The sequence below is a fragment of the uncultured Intestinibacter sp. genome (genome assembly GCF_902468165.1).
Classification (GTDB): domain Bacteria; phylum Bacillota; class Clostridia; order Peptostreptococcales; family Peptostreptococcaceae; genus Intestinibacter.
The window spans coordinates 55,243-71,979 of record NZ_CABQXJ010000007.1; the positions used below are offsets into that span (position 1 = coordinate 55,243).

At 29.0% G+C, this 16,737-nt stretch carries 13 protein-coding genes and 1 other annotated feature; of the genes, 1 reads left to right on the forward strand and 12 read right to left on the reverse strand.

The window, feature by feature from the left end; translation table 11 throughout:
- Window positions 1-18: 18 nt before the first annotated feature.
- Together thiI and RDX53_RS02615 are read right to left on the reverse strand one after the other, a co-directional pair.
- Window positions 19-1,212 carry a tRNA uracil 4-sulfurtransferase ThiI gene (thiI, locus tag RDX53_RS02610; protein WP_195929861.1) on the reverse strand — a complete coding sequence of 398 codons (1,194 nt, stop codon included), beginning with the start codon at window positions 1,210-1,212 and terminating at the stop codon, window positions 19-21.
- Window positions 1,213-1,307: 95 nt separating this feature from the next.
- Window positions 1,308-2,462, reverse strand: coding sequence for a cysteine desulfurase family protein (locus tag RDX53_RS02615; RefSeq protein WP_195929862.1), 1,155 nt, complete (start codon window positions 2,460-2,462; stop codon window positions 1,308-1,310).
- A gap of 1,005 nt (window positions 2,463-3,467) precedes the next feature.
- Between RDX53_RS02615 and RDX53_RS02620 the strand changes: the two genes are divergently transcribed.
- The gene (locus tag RDX53_RS02620) at window positions 3,468-4,463 is read left to right on the forward strand and encodes an asparaginase (RefSeq protein ID WP_195929863.1); all 996 of its coding nucleotides are present in this window, start codon (window positions 3,468-3,470) and stop codon (window positions 4,461-4,463) included.
- Window positions 4,464-4,561: 98 nt separating this feature from the next.
- On the opposite strand, the gene RDX53_RS02625 is transcribed toward RDX53_RS02620, so the two are convergent.
- The 10 genes from RDX53_RS02625 to RDX53_RS02670 all read right to left on the reverse strand — a co-directional run.
- Entirely contained in the window at window positions 4,562-5,287 is a 726-nt protein-coding gene (locus RDX53_RS02625; protein WP_295676779.1) for an amino acid ABC transporter ATP-binding protein, read from the reverse strand.
- A 17-nt stretch (window positions 5,288-5,304) separates the two neighbouring features.
- A complete protein-coding gene (locus RDX53_RS02630; protein WP_307993671.1) occupies window positions 5,305-5,976 on the reverse strand; it encodes an amino acid ABC transporter permease in 672 nt (223 codons plus the stop codon).
- Between the two features lie 27 nt (window positions 5,977-6,003).
- On the reverse strand, window positions 6,004-6,834 hold the full coding sequence (locus tag RDX53_RS02635) for a transporter substrate-binding domain-containing protein (RefSeq protein WP_307993672.1): 831 nt from the start codon (window positions 6,832-6,834) through the stop codon (window positions 6,004-6,006).
- A gap of 61 nt (window positions 6,835-6,895) precedes the next feature.
- Window positions 6,896-7,113: a binding site (T-box leader), on the reverse strand.
- 97 nt (window positions 7,114-7,210) lie between these two features.
- Complete coding sequence (locus RDX53_RS02640; RefSeq protein ID WP_307993673.1) at window positions 7,211-9,253, reverse strand: ATP-dependent helicase; 2,043 nt, start codon at window positions 9,251-9,253, stop codon at window positions 7,211-7,213.
- A 195-nt stretch (window positions 9,254-9,448) separates the two neighbouring features.
- Complete coding sequence (locus RDX53_RS02645) at window positions 9,449-11,026, reverse strand: ClC family H(+)/Cl(-) exchange transporter (protein ID WP_331606582.1); 1,578 nt, start codon at window positions 11,024-11,026, stop codon at window positions 9,449-9,451.
- 201 nt (window positions 11,027-11,227) lie between these two features.
- Window positions 11,228-11,956, reverse strand: coding sequence for a class I SAM-dependent methyltransferase (locus tag RDX53_RS02650; protein ID WP_195929868.1), 729 nt, complete (start codon window positions 11,954-11,956; stop codon window positions 11,228-11,230).
- Between the two features lie 49 nt (window positions 11,957-12,005).
- A complete protein-coding gene (locus tag RDX53_RS02655) occupies window positions 12,006-12,773 on the reverse strand; it encodes a class I SAM-dependent methyltransferase (protein WP_307993674.1) in 768 nt (255 codons plus the stop codon).
- 231 nt (window positions 12,774-13,004) lie between these two features.
- Window positions 13,005-13,898: a DUF368 domain-containing protein gene (locus RDX53_RS02660; protein ID WP_331606585.1), complete on the reverse strand. Its 894-nt coding sequence runs from the start codon at window positions 13,896-13,898 to the stop codon at window positions 13,005-13,007.
- Window positions 13,899-14,068: 170 nt separating this feature from the next.
- Window positions 14,069-14,944: a UTP--glucose-1-phosphate uridylyltransferase GalU gene (gene galU, locus RDX53_RS02665; protein WP_307993675.1), complete on the reverse strand. Its 876-nt coding sequence runs from the start codon at window positions 14,942-14,944 to the stop codon at window positions 14,069-14,071.
- A gap of 680 nt (window positions 14,945-15,624) precedes the next feature.
- Window positions 15,625-16,737 (reverse strand): glycosyltransferase (locus tag RDX53_RS02670; protein WP_307993676.1); only part of this gene is annotated, 1,113 nt, incomplete at its 5' end.

The following is a 16,737-nucleotide window of genomic DNA, read 5'->3' on the forward strand; positions in this document are numbered from 1 at the left end:
AATTGCTAAATACTCTCCCTAGAATTCTATAATTTCAACTTCCATTTTTTCTATAGCATCAGCTATTAAACCTTCTACATCTAAAGATGCTTCGTCAGCTTCTATTCTGTCTAATTTAGGTTTTGTAACTGGTCTTTTTGGAGCAAATACTGAACAACAATCTTCTTCTGGTATTATTGATGTTTCAAATGTTCCTATAGTTTTAGCTACATCGATTATTTCAGTTTTATCCATTGCGATTAATGGTCTGAAAACTGGCATACTTACAGATGCATTTGTACAAGTAAGACCTTGTATTGTTTGTGATGCAACTTGTCCTATACTTTCACCAGTAACTAATGCGTCACATCTTCTTAATTTACCTACTTCTTCAGCTATTCTCATCATAAAACGTCTAGATATTATAGTCATAGCTTCTTCTTTACAGTTTGCACCAACAGCTTTTTGTATTTCTAGTAAGTTAACTTTATGAAGTCTAACTTTTCCACAGTATTTAGCTAATATTCTTGCTAAATCTCTTACTTTTTCCATTGATTTTTCACTTGTGAAAGGATATGTGTGGAAGTGTATACATTCAACTTCTACCCCTCTTTTTGCAACCATCCATGATGCAACAGGAGAGTCTATACCACCAGATAATAAAGACATAGCTTTACCATTAGTTCCTATTGGAAGACCACCATAACCAGGCACAGTATCACTGTAAGCTACTACATTGTGCTCTCTAAGTTCACATTTTATTTTTGTTTCTGGATTTCTTAATTCAACTGGTATTTTTCCTTCAGTTTTGCTTAATAAGTATCCACCTATATCTATACTCATTTCTTGAGATGTCATTCTGAATGACTTATCTCCTCTTCTACTTTCAACTTTGAAGTTTTTGCATCCTTGTTCTATTTTTTCTTCTAAAACTTTTAATGCAGTCTCTTGTAATAATTGATAAGCTTCTTCGATATCGTCTGATTTTCTGTCTAATTTTATAACTGGACATACTCCAACTATACCGAATACTTTTTTAACTTCTTCCATTACTTCTTCATAGTCGTAGTCACCAAGTTCAACATAAACTCTTCCGTATTCTTTGTATACATCGAATTTACCTAATGGTTTTAACATATTTTTTATGTTTTTTATTAATTTATTTTCGAATATATATCTGTTTTTTCCTTTGATTCCTATTTCTCCGTATTTTACAATTAACGCGTTATACACTTTCTCACGTTGCCAAAATTATTATCCTGGCATACTCCTTTCTTTTAATTATCTTCCTCTTTATTTTTACTCTATTTCTAGATTTTATTTATATACTATCTTCTTCTTCCTATTATCATTCTTAAATCTGATACAGATTCTTTTAAAACTTTAATAGTTTCTAGTATTTCTTCTTTTGTATTTAAATCGCTTAAACTAAATCTTATAGCTCCTTCAATTTCTTCTGGAGTTAAACCTATAGCATTTAGTACATGACTTCCCTTTTTCTTAGAAGAACATGCAGACCCTGTAGATACATAGATTTCTTTTTGTTCTAAATAATGAAGAAGAACTTCTCCTCTAACTCCTCTAAATGAAACATTTAAAACATGACAGACACCATCTTCAGGTGTATTTATTTTAACATCATCTATATTAGCTAATATTTCTTCTTTTAAAAGATCTCTAAGTTCTCTTATTTTGTCTATAGTCCCTTCTAAATCTTTGTTTATAACTTTAACAGCTTCACCAATTCCGTATATTCCTGGTACATTTTCAGTTCCTGATCTTATTCCGATTTCTTGTCCTCCACCAGTAAGAAGCGGTTTTATTCTGTTGTTTTCTTTTACATACATAAATCCAATTCCCTTAGGACCATGTAATTTATGACCACTTACACTCATAAAATCTATATTATATCTTGATGGTCTAAACTTAATTTTTGCATAAGATTGTACCGCATCTACATGTAAATATATTTTTTCGTCTAAAGATTTTAAGTATTTTCCGATTTCTTCTATAGGTTGTATAGTTCCGATTTCATTATTAACATGCATTATAGATACTAATATAGTTTCTTTTTTAATTGCATTTTTTAAATCTTCTATAGATATTTTTCCATCTTTATCAACTGGTAAATATGTTACTTCAAATCCTTCTGATTCTAAATCTTTAAGAGTATCTAAAACTGAAGGATGCTCTATTACTGTTGATATTATGTGGTTTTTAGTCTTTTTATTTAATCTTGCCACACTTCTTATGATGGTATTGTTACATTCAGTACCACCTGATGTGAAATATATTTCATTTTCTTTAGCACCTAAACTTCTCGCTATGTTTCTTCTTATTTCTTTTATTTCTCTTTCAACTTCTATACCTTTTTTGTGTATAGATGAAGGATTTCCATATTGAGTAGTAAGAGCTAGAACCATTTTATCGACAACTTCTTGATATGGTTTTGTTGTTGCACTATTATCTAAATAAATTTCCATATTACTACACCGTCCTTTTTATCAAATATTTATATAAATTTATACAATAATTCGTTTATATTCGAGCTTTTAGATAAAAAATCTAATCTATCTGAATGACTTATATATTATACCATTAAAGCCTTTAATTTTTAAGGTTTTAGGATTAAAAATATTATCTTTTGACTGTAAATAAATTCACTTAAATTTATTCCCTAGCATTTCTGTATAGTTTTTTCCAATCAATTAATTTCTGTGTTATGATTTTATTTTTTTCTTAATATTTTATATTTTAATAATAAATAATTATCAAAGTATTGGTAATACTATATAAAATTACGATTTTTCTAATTACCAAAAAATACCATTTGATTTTTATGTCGAATTTTGCTATTATAAATTTAAGGTTATCCCCCAGATAGCCATACTAATATTTCTATTCGAATACCCCTTTTGAGAATAGACTTTATATTATTTATTATTGTTAAATTGAAACGGAATCAGTTTGACCCCTTAAAAAAAGAGCTTCCCCTGGCTCTTTTTTTGCTATTAAAAATAGAGAAGTGTTTATCACTTCTCTATTTTTTTATGTAATATTATGATTAGAAATATAGTCTATACATTCATTCAAATCTATTCCAACTAAATTTATTTTTATTTTTTTATTATTTAAGGTATTTATTATTATCGTGTCTTTGTAGTCTTTATTTATTTCGTCTTGATTGTATAAAGGATAAATAACTTTAATTGTTATGTTGTTATTTAATAATGCTTTAATTTTAAAGCCTTTGCAATCATTTTCCTACGTGTAAACTTTATTTTTTACGGAATTTTCGCCTATTTGTTTAATTTTTTAATTAATAAGTGTCATATTTTCTAATTTTATTATGTAAAAACAAAAAAATAATTAAATTATCATCTATCGGTATAAAATCAAGCATTAATCCCAAATATAAAAGATGTACATAATTGAAAACATATTATAAAATATTAAATGTAATTATATTTGACATTCGGAGGTGCATTATGCCAATTAAGAAAAAAGTAGCTGTTGTTTTCACTGGTGGAACAATATCTATGACAATAGATCCAGAACTTGGAGCGGCTATACCTAGTTTATCTGGAGAAGAAATATTATCTTTAGCAACTAACATAAACAAAGTTGCTACAATAGAAGGTCACAATTTTGATGAAATACCAAGCCCTCACATGAGCTTTGAAAAATTAATGGAATTAAAACATTATATAAATAATCTATTAGAAAGAGAAGATATATGCGGTGTTGTTGTTACTCACGGTACGGATAGTTTAGAGGAAACTGCATATTTCTTAGATTTAGTTATAAATACTGAAAAACCTATAGTCGTTACTGGAGCTATGAGAAGTAGTTCTGAACTTGGATACGACGGATCTAGCAACTTATCTGCAGCAGTTTGTACGGCAATATCAGATTCTGCTGTTGGTAAAGGTGTTCTTGTTGCTATGAACAACGAGATCCTTCTTGCATCTGAAGTTACAAAAACAGATACACTTTCATTAAATACTTTCCAATCACCAGCTCACGGTCCTTTAGGTATAATAGACTGTAACCAACTTTTATTATTAAAAGATGCATCTAAAAAGACGTTTATAGATACTGATAAATTTGAATCAAAAGTTGCTTTATTCAAGTCAGGTCTTGATATGGGCGATGATTTAATAAAATTCGCTGCTGATAGCGGATATAAAGGTATAGTAATCGAAGGTATGGGTAGAGGAAATATACCACCAGAAATGTTTAGAGGTATTGAATACGCTAGAGAAAAAGGTGTAGAAGTAGTACTAGTTTCAAGATGTTTAACTGGTAGAGTTTATGATTCTTACGGTTACTTAGGTTCTGGACGTGATTTAAAAAATATAGGATGTATATTCGGCGGAGATTTACCAGGTCAAAAAGCTAGAATAAAACTTATGTTAGCTTTAGGTAAAACTAATGATTCACAAGAAATAAAAGATTACTTCGAAAAAGGAGTATATTGTTAATATATAACTGACTTAGATTTTTAATAAAATCTATAACTAAAAAGAAAAGGAGGTTATTAAAATATTAATCGATTAGTATTTTAATAACCTCCTTCTGTTTATGATAATATTTTTGAGAAGAATTCTCTTGCTCTTTCGTGTGTTGGATGCTCGAAAACAACTTCTGGTTTGTCGTCTTCAATTATCTTTCCTCCATCTACGAATAACAGTCTATCTGATACTTCTTTGGCAAATCCCATCTCATGTGTTACTATAGCCATTGTCATACCATCTTCTGCCAATTCCTTTATAACATCTAAAACTTCTTTTACCATTTCTGGGTCAAGAGCTGATGTAGGCTCATCAAATAACATCATATCAGGTTCCATTGCTAATGCTCTAGCTATTGCTATCCTTTGTTTTTGACCACCTGATAATTGTGATGGATAAGAGTCTTTTTTATCTAATAATCCTACTCTTTCAAGTAATATCTCTGCCTTTTTGTTGGCATCTTCTCTACTTAATTTTTTTAATCTCATTGGTGCCAAAGTAATATTGTCTAAAACAGTCATGTTAGGAAATAGATTAAAGTTTTGGAATACCATACCTATTCTTTGTCTAATTTCATCAATATTCACTTTTTTATCTGTAATATCTGTTCCTTCAAATATTATTTGCCCCTTTGTTGGAACTTCTAATAAGTTCATACATCTAAGTACTGTACTTTTTCCAGAACCACTTGGTCCAACTATTGTTACTATTTCACCTTTTTTGATTTCTAAATCAATACCTTTTATTACTTCTAAATCTCCAAATGATTTATGCAAATTCTTTATATTTATCATTTTATCACTTTCCCTTATTAATTTGATTTAGCTAGTTTTTTTTCTAATATACCAACTAATTTTGATAATATTGTTGTTAATACAAGATATATAACTGCTGCAGCTATATATGGTTCCATAGGTCTATAAACTGCTGTAACGACTATACCTGCTTTAAACATGATTTCTTGAGTTCCTATAACTGAAAGAACTGATGATTCTTTTACTAATGTTATAAATTCGTTTGCTAATGCTGGTAATACGTTTTTAACAGCTTGTGGTACTATTACAAATCTCATAGTATCTGTATATCCTAAACCTAATGATCTACTAGCTTCCATTTGCCCTTTATCAACTGATTGTATTCCTGATCTAAATATTTCTGCTATATATGCACTTGAGTTTATTGATAATGCAAATGCACCTGCGATAAATTTAGATGATATCGGCCCTATATCTGGGAAATCTATACCTACTTGTGGTAAACCAAAATAAATAATAAAAACTTGAACAAATAAAGGTGTTCCTCTTAATATTTGTACATAAGCACTAGATAAAAGCTTTAGAACTTTAAAATTTGACATTTTCATTAGACAAATCAATAAGCCAAGTACAAATCCTACTACTAAAGATACTAATGATACTAAGATAGTATATTTAGTACCTTCTAAAAGTACCCCATAGTATCCATTTAATATACTAAAATCCATAATCACATCTCCTAATTTAATTGCCTATTATTCTGCTAATTTTAAAGCTTCTTCCATGTATTTATCCATATCTCCACTATCTTCTAATCTTTTTATAGTGTCATTTATAGATTTTAAGAATGAAGTATTATCAACATTTTTACTAGATTTTTTGACTGCTGCAGCAGCAGTTTCTGCAACATCATCACCTACTGTTGTTTTGCATATTGCTATATGGTCGTATTTTTTAACGTTTATTTGAGCAACTGCTTTACCAGTAACTATAACATCTATTTTACCGTTTTGAAGTTCTAACATTAAATCTGGTATTCTTTTTAATTGAGTTACATCAGTTATTCCTAATGTATTAGTAACATAATCCGCTTGAGTTGTTCCTTTTTGTACCCCTACTTTTAATTTTTTCAAATCATCTGAACTTTTTATAGAATCTTCTTTACCTTTTGCAACTATACAAACATTGCTATTTGTGTAGTATATTTCAGAGAAGTCCACACTTTTCTTTCTTTTTTCATCTGGTGTCATACCAGCTAAAACTATATCAACTTTATCAGCTTGTAATGCTCCCAATAAACCATCAAAGTCCATATCTTCGTATTCAACTTTTACTCCCATATCTTTTGCAATCTCTTGAACTACGAAATCATCAAATCCAACGATTTTGTCTTCTCCATCTACAACTTTATGGAATTCATATGGAGAATATTCAGCACTTGTACCTACTTTCAATACTCCTGCATCCTTTATTTGTTGTAACTTATCTGTTTGAGTACTAGAACTTCCTGATGAACTACTGCATCCAACTAATCCCATAACCATCATTGCTGCTAATCCTGTTGCTAATAATTTTTTTAATTTCATTATTAATTCCCCCTTGTTCCTATATAAAAATTTGTATAAAAAAAGTCCCTTAGTTAAAAAACTAAGAGACGATTTACCGCGTTACCACTCTTTTTGATAATCAAAAATAAAATTTTAATTATCCACTCAAGCCTTTAAGGCAGGCATACCTCCTATCCTACTGTTATTTCAGATAGTCTTCTCCAAAGCTCTCTTCACAATAAACTCCATTGCTGACTCACACCATACTCAGCTCGCTTTAATTTATATTTATGCTACTTTCTTTTTCACAGAATTATTTGTATTAAATTAATACTAATTATAAGATATATTTCCCATTTTTGTCAATTATTTTAAATAATTTTAATTTATTTATTTTATATTATTCTTAATATTCTTATATTATTCTTATAATTTTCTTTCTTAAGCATATTTTATAGTCTAAAGTCTTTGTAGAATTTTTAAATTTTACAGTTATCATGTTATTTTTCTTTTCTATTATTTTTCCCTCTTTAAAGGTGCTGTGATATACTTTATCTCCAACGCTAACTTGCTTTAATTCAGAGTTTAGTGGTTCTTCTATTTCGTTTATAAATCTAGAAATAGATACTTTTTTACCATATTTATTTTGTGGGCAGCTTATGCATAATCTATCCTTAGCCCTAGTAATAGCAACATACATAAGTCTTCTTTCTTCTTCTATTTGTTCATCTCGTTTTTCATCATCTTCTATATCGTATGACTTTTCATGAGGTATAGTCCCATCGTTTACTCCGATTATATACACATTGTCAAACTCTAAACCTTTTGCACTGTGCATAGTTGTAAATATTACTCCATTTACTTCTTTGTGTTTTTGATTTTCTTGTAATTCTTCTTTTACTTTTTCTATATGATTTAGATATTCTTCGATAGTTTGGAAGTTTGATGAAGAACTTTCAACCTCGTTAAGTATTTCGATTAAGCCATTTGGTTTTATTTTTCTATTCATACAATAATCTAATATATACTTATCATAGTCTAGCGTACTTCTTATATAAGAAATTGCATTTTTTGGCGATAATGCTTTTAAATAACTTAAATCTATTTCTAAGTCAGTTATTGTTTTTACTTGTTTTTGGTGTAAGTTACACTTCGTTATTAAAGCATTTAATAAGAATTTTTCATCTTTTACTGAGTTTATGCTTTCTCTAGATATATATCTAAACGGTTTGTTGATTATTCTTATCCAGTCTTGGTTTGAATCTGGGTCAATTGATAATCTTAAGTATGATAATATATCTTTTGCTGCCCAATGGTCGTATATCGTAACGACAGAATCTCTAATTACAAATGGAATCCTCATATCCATAAATACATCTACCAATGCTCTCGACTGGATATTTGTTCTGTATATTACAGCAAAATCATCATACTCAACATAATCTTCTTTTACCTTTTCTAGTATATCCTTAGCTATTTGTATAGCTTCATCTTCCGAATCTTTTGGAGTTAAATATTCCACATTTCCCTTTTCATCTTGGGCACATTTGATAACTTTATTGTATCTATTTTGATTTTTGTCAATTAATCTATTTGCAGTGCTTATTATTTCTGATTTTGACCTATAATTTATATCTAGTCTGACTTCTTTTGCCTCTTTAAAGTAGTCTTTAAATTTAAGTAAGAAATCTGGTCTTGAACCTCTAAATCCGTATATACTTTGGTCCTCATCTCCCACTACAAATATATTTTTATCTTCACCCGCAATTAATTTTAAAACTTCAAACTGAACTTTGTTAACATCTTGGAACTCATCTACTAAAATATATTTGTATACATTTCTCACAATTTCAAGCACTTGCGGATTGTTTTGTAATAAGTAGTATGTTCTGATTAACATATCGTCAAAGTCTATTTTTTTGATTTCATCTTTATAATTTTCATACATATTGTATGTATTTATAAATTCGTCTTTTGTAAGTACTTCAGAGTGAAAATCAGCTTTATCCATAAGCTCATTTTTTACATATGAGATTTCATTTATAACTTGGCCTATAAGCTCATCATCTTCTCCATTTTCTACATTTAGACTTTTTAAAATCCCTTTAAGTGCGAAACGTTTTGTCTTTTCGTCCAAAATACTATCTAAATTCATCTTTTCAAATTTTCTAAGAATCCTGAAAAATACCGCATGAAACGTACCGAAAGTTACCTTATTCATTCTAAAATCATTGCATATACTTAAGGCTCTGTTTTTCATCTCGATTGAAGATGCCTTTGTAAAACTTATCGCAAGGATTCTAGTCGGTGGTATACCTTCGTTCATGACCATATTCACAATTCTATAAGTTATTACCCTTGTCTTTCCTGACCCTGGCCCAGCCAATACCATACATGGTCCATCGACATGATTTACTGCTATTTGCTGATTTTTATTTAAATTATCTATATCTATCATATTTTCCACCTTAATGTATTAAAAATTATCACGACAATATAAAAATATACTGTCGTGATTTTATCAAATTATCTACATCATCATATTATATCAAATATACGATCAAAAATATCCTTATTTAATTGTTCTCTTATTTTGATATAAAAATACATCAAAATAAGCACTTTCATAAATATAATTTTATTTTAGCAAAAATTAATAACAACTAGCCTTCTTGCTTATATCATCTAGCACATTTGGAGCTGTTTTTTCATTTGTCATAACAGTCACCAAATCACCAGCGAGAAGTAGAGTCGACCCACAAGGTATTATTTCCTTTTCACCTCTAAGTATTGATACAACTAGACACCCCTCTGGCCATGCAACATCTTTTATATAATTGTTATCCATTACACTTCCCAACTCTACAGAAACCTCAACTAATGTCTTTTTGTTATAACTTCCTTCCAAAGAAAGATGATTACTTTGTAAAATTCTATCTAATAATGCCTCATAAATCGGTTTTGTATTTAATAAGTCAGAAACTAAAAGAGCAACTAATGACACAACTGCTAGAGAAAGTAAGTGATTAAGTGAACCTGTCATCTCAGATATTAATATAATCGCTGTTATTGGCGATTTTACTATAGCTGCAAAATGCCCAGCCATTGCTATTACTATAAAGTTTAATAAATAATGTGATGGGATATTGAAGTAAGTAACCATTATAATACCTACTAAATCTCCAACTAAAGAACCTAAAGTTAATAATGGGAAGAATATACCTCCTGGCGCTCCAGAACCAAAGCATATAAAAGTAAATATAAATTTAATTATTATGTAAAATACTAATAATTTCGTCGATATATTTAAATTTTGTAAACTCATTATTAAATCATGCCCGCCACCTAATAATGATGGTAGTGTAAGTCCAACTATACCAGTTATTATAAACGGTATAATGCACTTCATTTCTATAGATAAGTTTGTCTTTTTATATAATATTTGAGATATTAATAACCCCTTATTAAAAATCGTTCCACTAATTCCTACAACAACTCCCAAAATTAATAATGCCCAATAATATTTTAACGGCATTGCTGATAATTGTTGGAAGTTCAATGATGGTTTTAATCCAAAGAAGTTTTTAGATGCAAAATCAGCTGCAAGTGATGCCGATATAGCCGAAAGAAGAACGATTGGTGAAAAGTTTTTATGCGCCTCTTCTAGCGAAAACATAACACCTGCCATAGGTGCATTAAACGCTGCAGCAAGCCCTGCACTCGCCCCACATGTTATAAAATATTTCTTTTCATTGTCCATTTTTTTCGTCGTTTCAGCAAAACCTTCTCCAACACAGGACCCAATTTGAACAGATGGACCTTCTCTCCCTAGTGATAAACCTGTCCCCAAACAGACAAGACCGCTTACAAATTTTAAAACTAAAACACTATACCACTTTTGCTTTAGCTTTCTAAGTAATATTCCCTCAACTTGGGGTATACCACTACCAGTTATCATAGGGTCTAACTTTACAGATTTTCCTACGATATATCCCAGAAATATCAGTACTGCAAATATAAGTGGTATATAGATAAAGTTTTCTCTACCCATGTTATAGAACTTTTTGAACAGAGAAAACACATTTGATAAAATAAGCCTGTGCATTACTATCACTAGTCCTACTAATAATCCTACTAATAATGATTCTGCTAGTATCCTGTACTTTTCTAGCTCGCCATAAATCAGCATTTTTTTCGTTCTTAAATGATTAGCTTTCATAAATATTTCCAATATCCTCCTATTTAATTTAATTTTATTAAAAATTTATAATTTCCACAACTTCTATTATATAAAATTGCATCAAAAAAAGCAGTGTAAAATTTTCGCACTGCTTTTTTTAATATGTAAAATATTTTATTATTTACCTTATATTTATATATTTATTTGCATATATTTTATGTTTATTTTAACTAATTTATTTTTAACTAACTTTTATATATTTTTAACTGCACAGACTTTAAACATAGGCGTTGGATTATAAAAATCATCTTTTATTTTATAAATCCTTCCGCTTACTTCACAGTCGGTTTTACATGATTCAAAACCTATTTCTTGTAGGTATTTTTCATCCCATAGAGGTCTATGTTTTTTGCTTATTTCTAGTTCTTGCTTAATATCATCACATTCCTTTACTAACTTAGAATCCATCATATTATGAGCATGTTCTTTTCCTAGCGATTTCATCTCTTCTTTTAATGAAACATGTCCATAATCGGCATCAAAGTTTAAAAGCACTCCATCTTTTTTCAAAACTCTGTACCATTCCTTATAAGCCTTTTCTATATCAGGTAATGTCCATGTCAAATTTCTAGAAATAACTACATCAAATTCCTCATCATCAAAACTCAACTCTTGTGCATTCATAACCTGAAAATCTATATCATAATTTAGCATATCAGCTATTTCCCCAGCTTTTTCTATCATTGATTCTGTCAAATCAATCCCAACAACATCATGCCCCAAAGATGCTAATATAACAGAGAAAAATCCTGGTCCACACCCAACATCTAATACTTTTAAATGTTCTTTATCTGGTAAGTTTGATATTATTTCATCTTGCCATAATTGTCTCTTATCGCTGTTTAACTCTTCTATTCTTAAGTCAGAAAAATCATTACTTCTCTTTGACCAATAACTTTCTATTCTATCTACTAAATTCATTTAAATCGCCTCCATATATCCCTTTTAAGTTGATGTATTTTTTATTTGTTTATTTCTCCCCAATTATCATAAACATAGGTGTAGAACCATAATTTAATTTTTCTTCTTTATTCCAAGTTTTTGTCCAAATATTTTGGTCTATTTGTATATTTTTAAAACCTATTTTATCTAAAACAATCTTGTCCCAAACAGGTCTTTGAATCTTGCTAAGTGGAAGTTGTCTAGCTATATCTTCCATAGAATCTATATCTGTGCATGTGTAGTGGTCCTCCATTCCAGAAAGCTCCACATTCTTTCTATCAGATTCATATTCTCTTCTTTTTTCATCATCAAATAAATGTAAATACCAATTAGCGTCAAAATTTATCATCTTTCCGCCATTTCTCAATACCTTATACCAACTTTTATAAGCTTTTTCTGGATCTTTAAGGTTCCAAGTAAGATTTCTAGTTACAATTAAATCAAACTCTCCCTCTCCAAACTCCAGATTATGTGCGTCCATTCTTCTAAACTTAATCTTATCCTTCAAATCACCTGCGTTTTCTCTCGCTTTGTTTAACATCTCTTCAGTATAATCAACAGCAGTCACATCGTACCCAGCAGATGCTAATATTATTGAGAAAAATCCTGGTCCACATCCTATATCCAATACCTTTAGTCTTCTATCCCCAGCGAAAACTGGTGCATTAGATTTTATAATATCTATCCATTCTAATTTTTTATCGCTTTTTAACTCCCCTATATTAACTTGGCAATATCCCTCTGCCCTGTCAGCCCAATATCTCTCATTTTCCTTTAAAAATTCTTTCATACTCATAATTCCCACCCCTTATTTCTTTTATAAAACAAAAAATGCCATAAAAATACACGCACTTGTAGAGTGCAAGTATCTTCATGACACCGTTAATTAATTATTCATTGTTAATTAAATTTTAGCACATTGTTTTTTTAGAGTCAAATATAGAATATTTTTTATATTTTTTTAGAAGTTAAGAAGTATAAATAATAAAACTTCTATATTTATTGTTTGATAATTTATATTATATTTTTAAATCATATCTTCTATATGAGTATCTTGCTCTAAATCATCACTTTTACTTTTTAATAATACTTTAAGCATTTCTAATGCTGGAACTAATATGCATCCTATAACAAAAAATATTATATTAAAACTTTCTAAATTCATTGGCGATTGTGGAACTTCTAGTGATAATGGCCCCATAATAACTGCATATATAGACCCAATCATAAGACCAATAATACAGTATATAGTTTGTGACCTAAACTTTCTCAACAAATATCTAACACTTCTTATAGTTAGTAAAACACCAATTAAGATACCACTTCCGAAGATAACAATCCCTGGTAAGTATTCAAAATTTAATTTTAGTATACCCTTTATAGCATTAAGAATCGGAGTATAAAGTCCAAAGATTAATAAAATAGTAGAGCCTGATATTCCCGGTAAAACCATTGCTGATATAGCAATCATACCAGACAAGAAAATATATATTCCAAATATCAATCCTAAATTTTCAGCTTTAATCGAAAAACTTCTTCCACTACTACTTATTGGGTTAAAATATGTCATTGTAAATACTACAACAATTCCGATTAATAAAAATATGATATTTTTCCCTTCTGACAATGTTCTTTTTTCTGATTTAATTATCAAAGGTATAGAGGCTATTATAAACCCTAAAAATAAAGAACTTATTTCATAAATATTCTTTTCAAATATAGCAGTTATAAAGATTACAGATAATATAAATCCAGTAGCCCATCCTATCCCAATCTTAGTTAAAAACCTTAATGCATTAATTCTTTCTACTTTACTCCCCGATATTAAGTTGTGTAATGAACTTACAAACTCATCATAAAATCCAAGTATGAACGCAATAGTACCTCCTGATACACCTGGGATACTATCAGCTAATGCCATACAAAATCCTCTAATAAAATTTAATATATATATTTTATCCACCCCCTCAAGTAGTATATATCCCTTTAAAAATTATTTCTAAAGTAAGACCTCTGAATTTTATAACTTCCAGAGGTCTTAATATATTTATTATAAAGTTTTATAATTAGTTTTAAACCTTATATCTATTTTTATATATTCATTGCTTTTTCTTTTATAAATGCTTCAAAATCATCTCTAAGCTCAGGTCTTTTTAATGCAAAATCTACAGTTGCCTCTAAGAATCCTAACTTATCACCAACATCATATCTTCTTCCCTCAAAGTTATATGCATATATAGCTTCCTTAGTTGCTAAAGTCTGAAGAGCATCAGTTAATTGGATTTCTCCACCTTTACCTTCTTCTTGAGTTTCTAATATATTGAATATCTCAGGAGTTATTATATATCTTCCAAGTATCGCTATATTAGAAGGTGCATCGTCCACAGATGGCTTTTCAACCATATCTTTTACTTTATATACTCTGTCTTCAATATATTTAACATCTAATATTCCGTACTTGTCCACATTTTCTTTTGCAACTTCTTGTACACCTAATATTGAGGTCTTATATTCATCATAAGCATCTATCATTTGTTTTAAACATGGAGTTTCCGCATCTACTATATCATCTCCAAGTAAAACTGCAAAAGGCTCATTTCCTATAAAACTCTTAGCACAATGCACAGCATGTCCTAATCCTTTTGGTTCCTTTTGTCTTATGTAGTGAATGTTTACCATGTTTGATATATCTTGAACCATTTCTAGCATTTCAGTTTTACCTTTTTGCTCAAGTTCAAGTTCTAATTCAACAGAACGGTCGAAGTGATCTTCTATAGATTTTTTACTTCTTCCTGTTACTATTAATATTTCTTCTATTCCTGATTCAATTGCTTCTTCTATTATGTATTGAAGTGTTGGTTTGTCTACTATTGGTAACATTTCCTTCGCTTGTGCTTTAGTTGCTGGTAAAAATCTTGTACCAAGACCAGCTGCTGGTATTATTGCTTTTCTTACTCTTTTGCTCATTTCATTCCCCCACGATTAATTTTTTTTATTTTTAAGGTAGTAGCAAAAAAGTTACCATCCTTTATCCATATTATACAATGATAATATTATTTCACAATCTAATATTATCAATTCTAATTCTTTTATTTTATTTTATATCCATTAGTTTTCTATGTTGACATCTTTAAACATTAATTGGATAATTCATACTAAAACTAATAATAAAGATATTATTAGCTTTCCAATAGAATCTTATAATATATTCATAGATATCCTAGCACTATAGCTACTGTTATAGTATCTCCCGTAAATACTGCCAATAAGAAATTTTTTATTCTTATTTTAAATAATATATTCCAAAGCATCTCCATTTCATGTTCCTGTAGTTAGAAGTGGTACTCCTAAAAATACTATATTACCTAAAATACTCACTGCTTTTAACTTCTTTTTATAATTTTCTATTTTTATATCTACCCATCTGATTACTATGTTAAAATATTTTCTATGTCTTAAATAATCTAATACTTGTCTTAAAACAAGTATAGAGCTATATATACTATGAGTGAAGCAATAAAAAAACTTAAATATACATATATAGGATTTAAATCTATGACTCTCATTAATAGTATAGTTCCTTTGATTTTTATATATTCTATAAAAATATCTCTTATATATAATATAATACTTTAATTTATATAAAACTATTCAACTAAATCAAGCCATTTAAGACTAATATCTTTCCCTGATACTTTCTCACGTATTTTTTCTGCTCCTAATGATATCTTTTCTCTATACTCTGAATCTGATACTATTTTTATCATTGCTTTTAATAATGATTTATGATCATTCATTGGAATTAAAATACCCGTTTTATCTGTATTTACAAACATTCTACTACCGCCAACAGGGCAGTCTGTTGCAATTGTTGGTATTCCCATTCCTAATGCCTCTATCATAGAATTAGATATTCCCTCATGATTCGATGTAGAGATATACATAGAAGCATTATTAATCTTGTTAGATAAATCATCAACAAATCCTGGCATACTTATATGGTGTTCTAGATTATTTTCCTTAATTTGATTCTCTAATTCTGACCTTAACTTTCCTTCACCATATATTATTAATTTATAATCATTGTAAACCTTGTGAAATTCACTAAATGCCTGTATTAGCATAGAAAAATTCTTTTCTTCTGAAAGCCTCCCTGCTGCAACTATTATTTTACTTCTTTCACCTTTATACCTATATGGTAAATCAGAAGTATTTAATGGATTTACTATTATACAACTTTTTTCTTGCATTTTTTTACTATAATATGATTTCGCATCTGGAGTCTGAAAAACAATCCAATCTGCAAAACTATATAAACGTAACTTTCTAAAAATAAAAATACCTATTCTATCTTTTAATGATATATTGGGCTCAAATATACTTCTATTAGGATTTGCTCGTTCAGATATAATTAACTTTCTTTTTAATCCAATCTTAGAAATCATTACATATAATGTATTGATTGGTAAAAATGAAATTATAGTCTTTGCTTCACAATTTTTGAGTACTTTTCTTAAAATTATACATCTTTCTATTACTTTTATTAGTGAATTTTTATATTTTGTTTTTATCTGTATAAAATTTACTTTATCAGATATTTTATATACGTGTTTTTTATCACGTAACGCTACTAATGTTACATCAGCACCTAATTCTGCACACTGAGATGATAAGATAGACATTACTTTTTCAGCCCCACCATCTGTTAGAGAACTAGTTATAAATAATACTTTTTTATTATAAACATTTGTCAGTGGCAA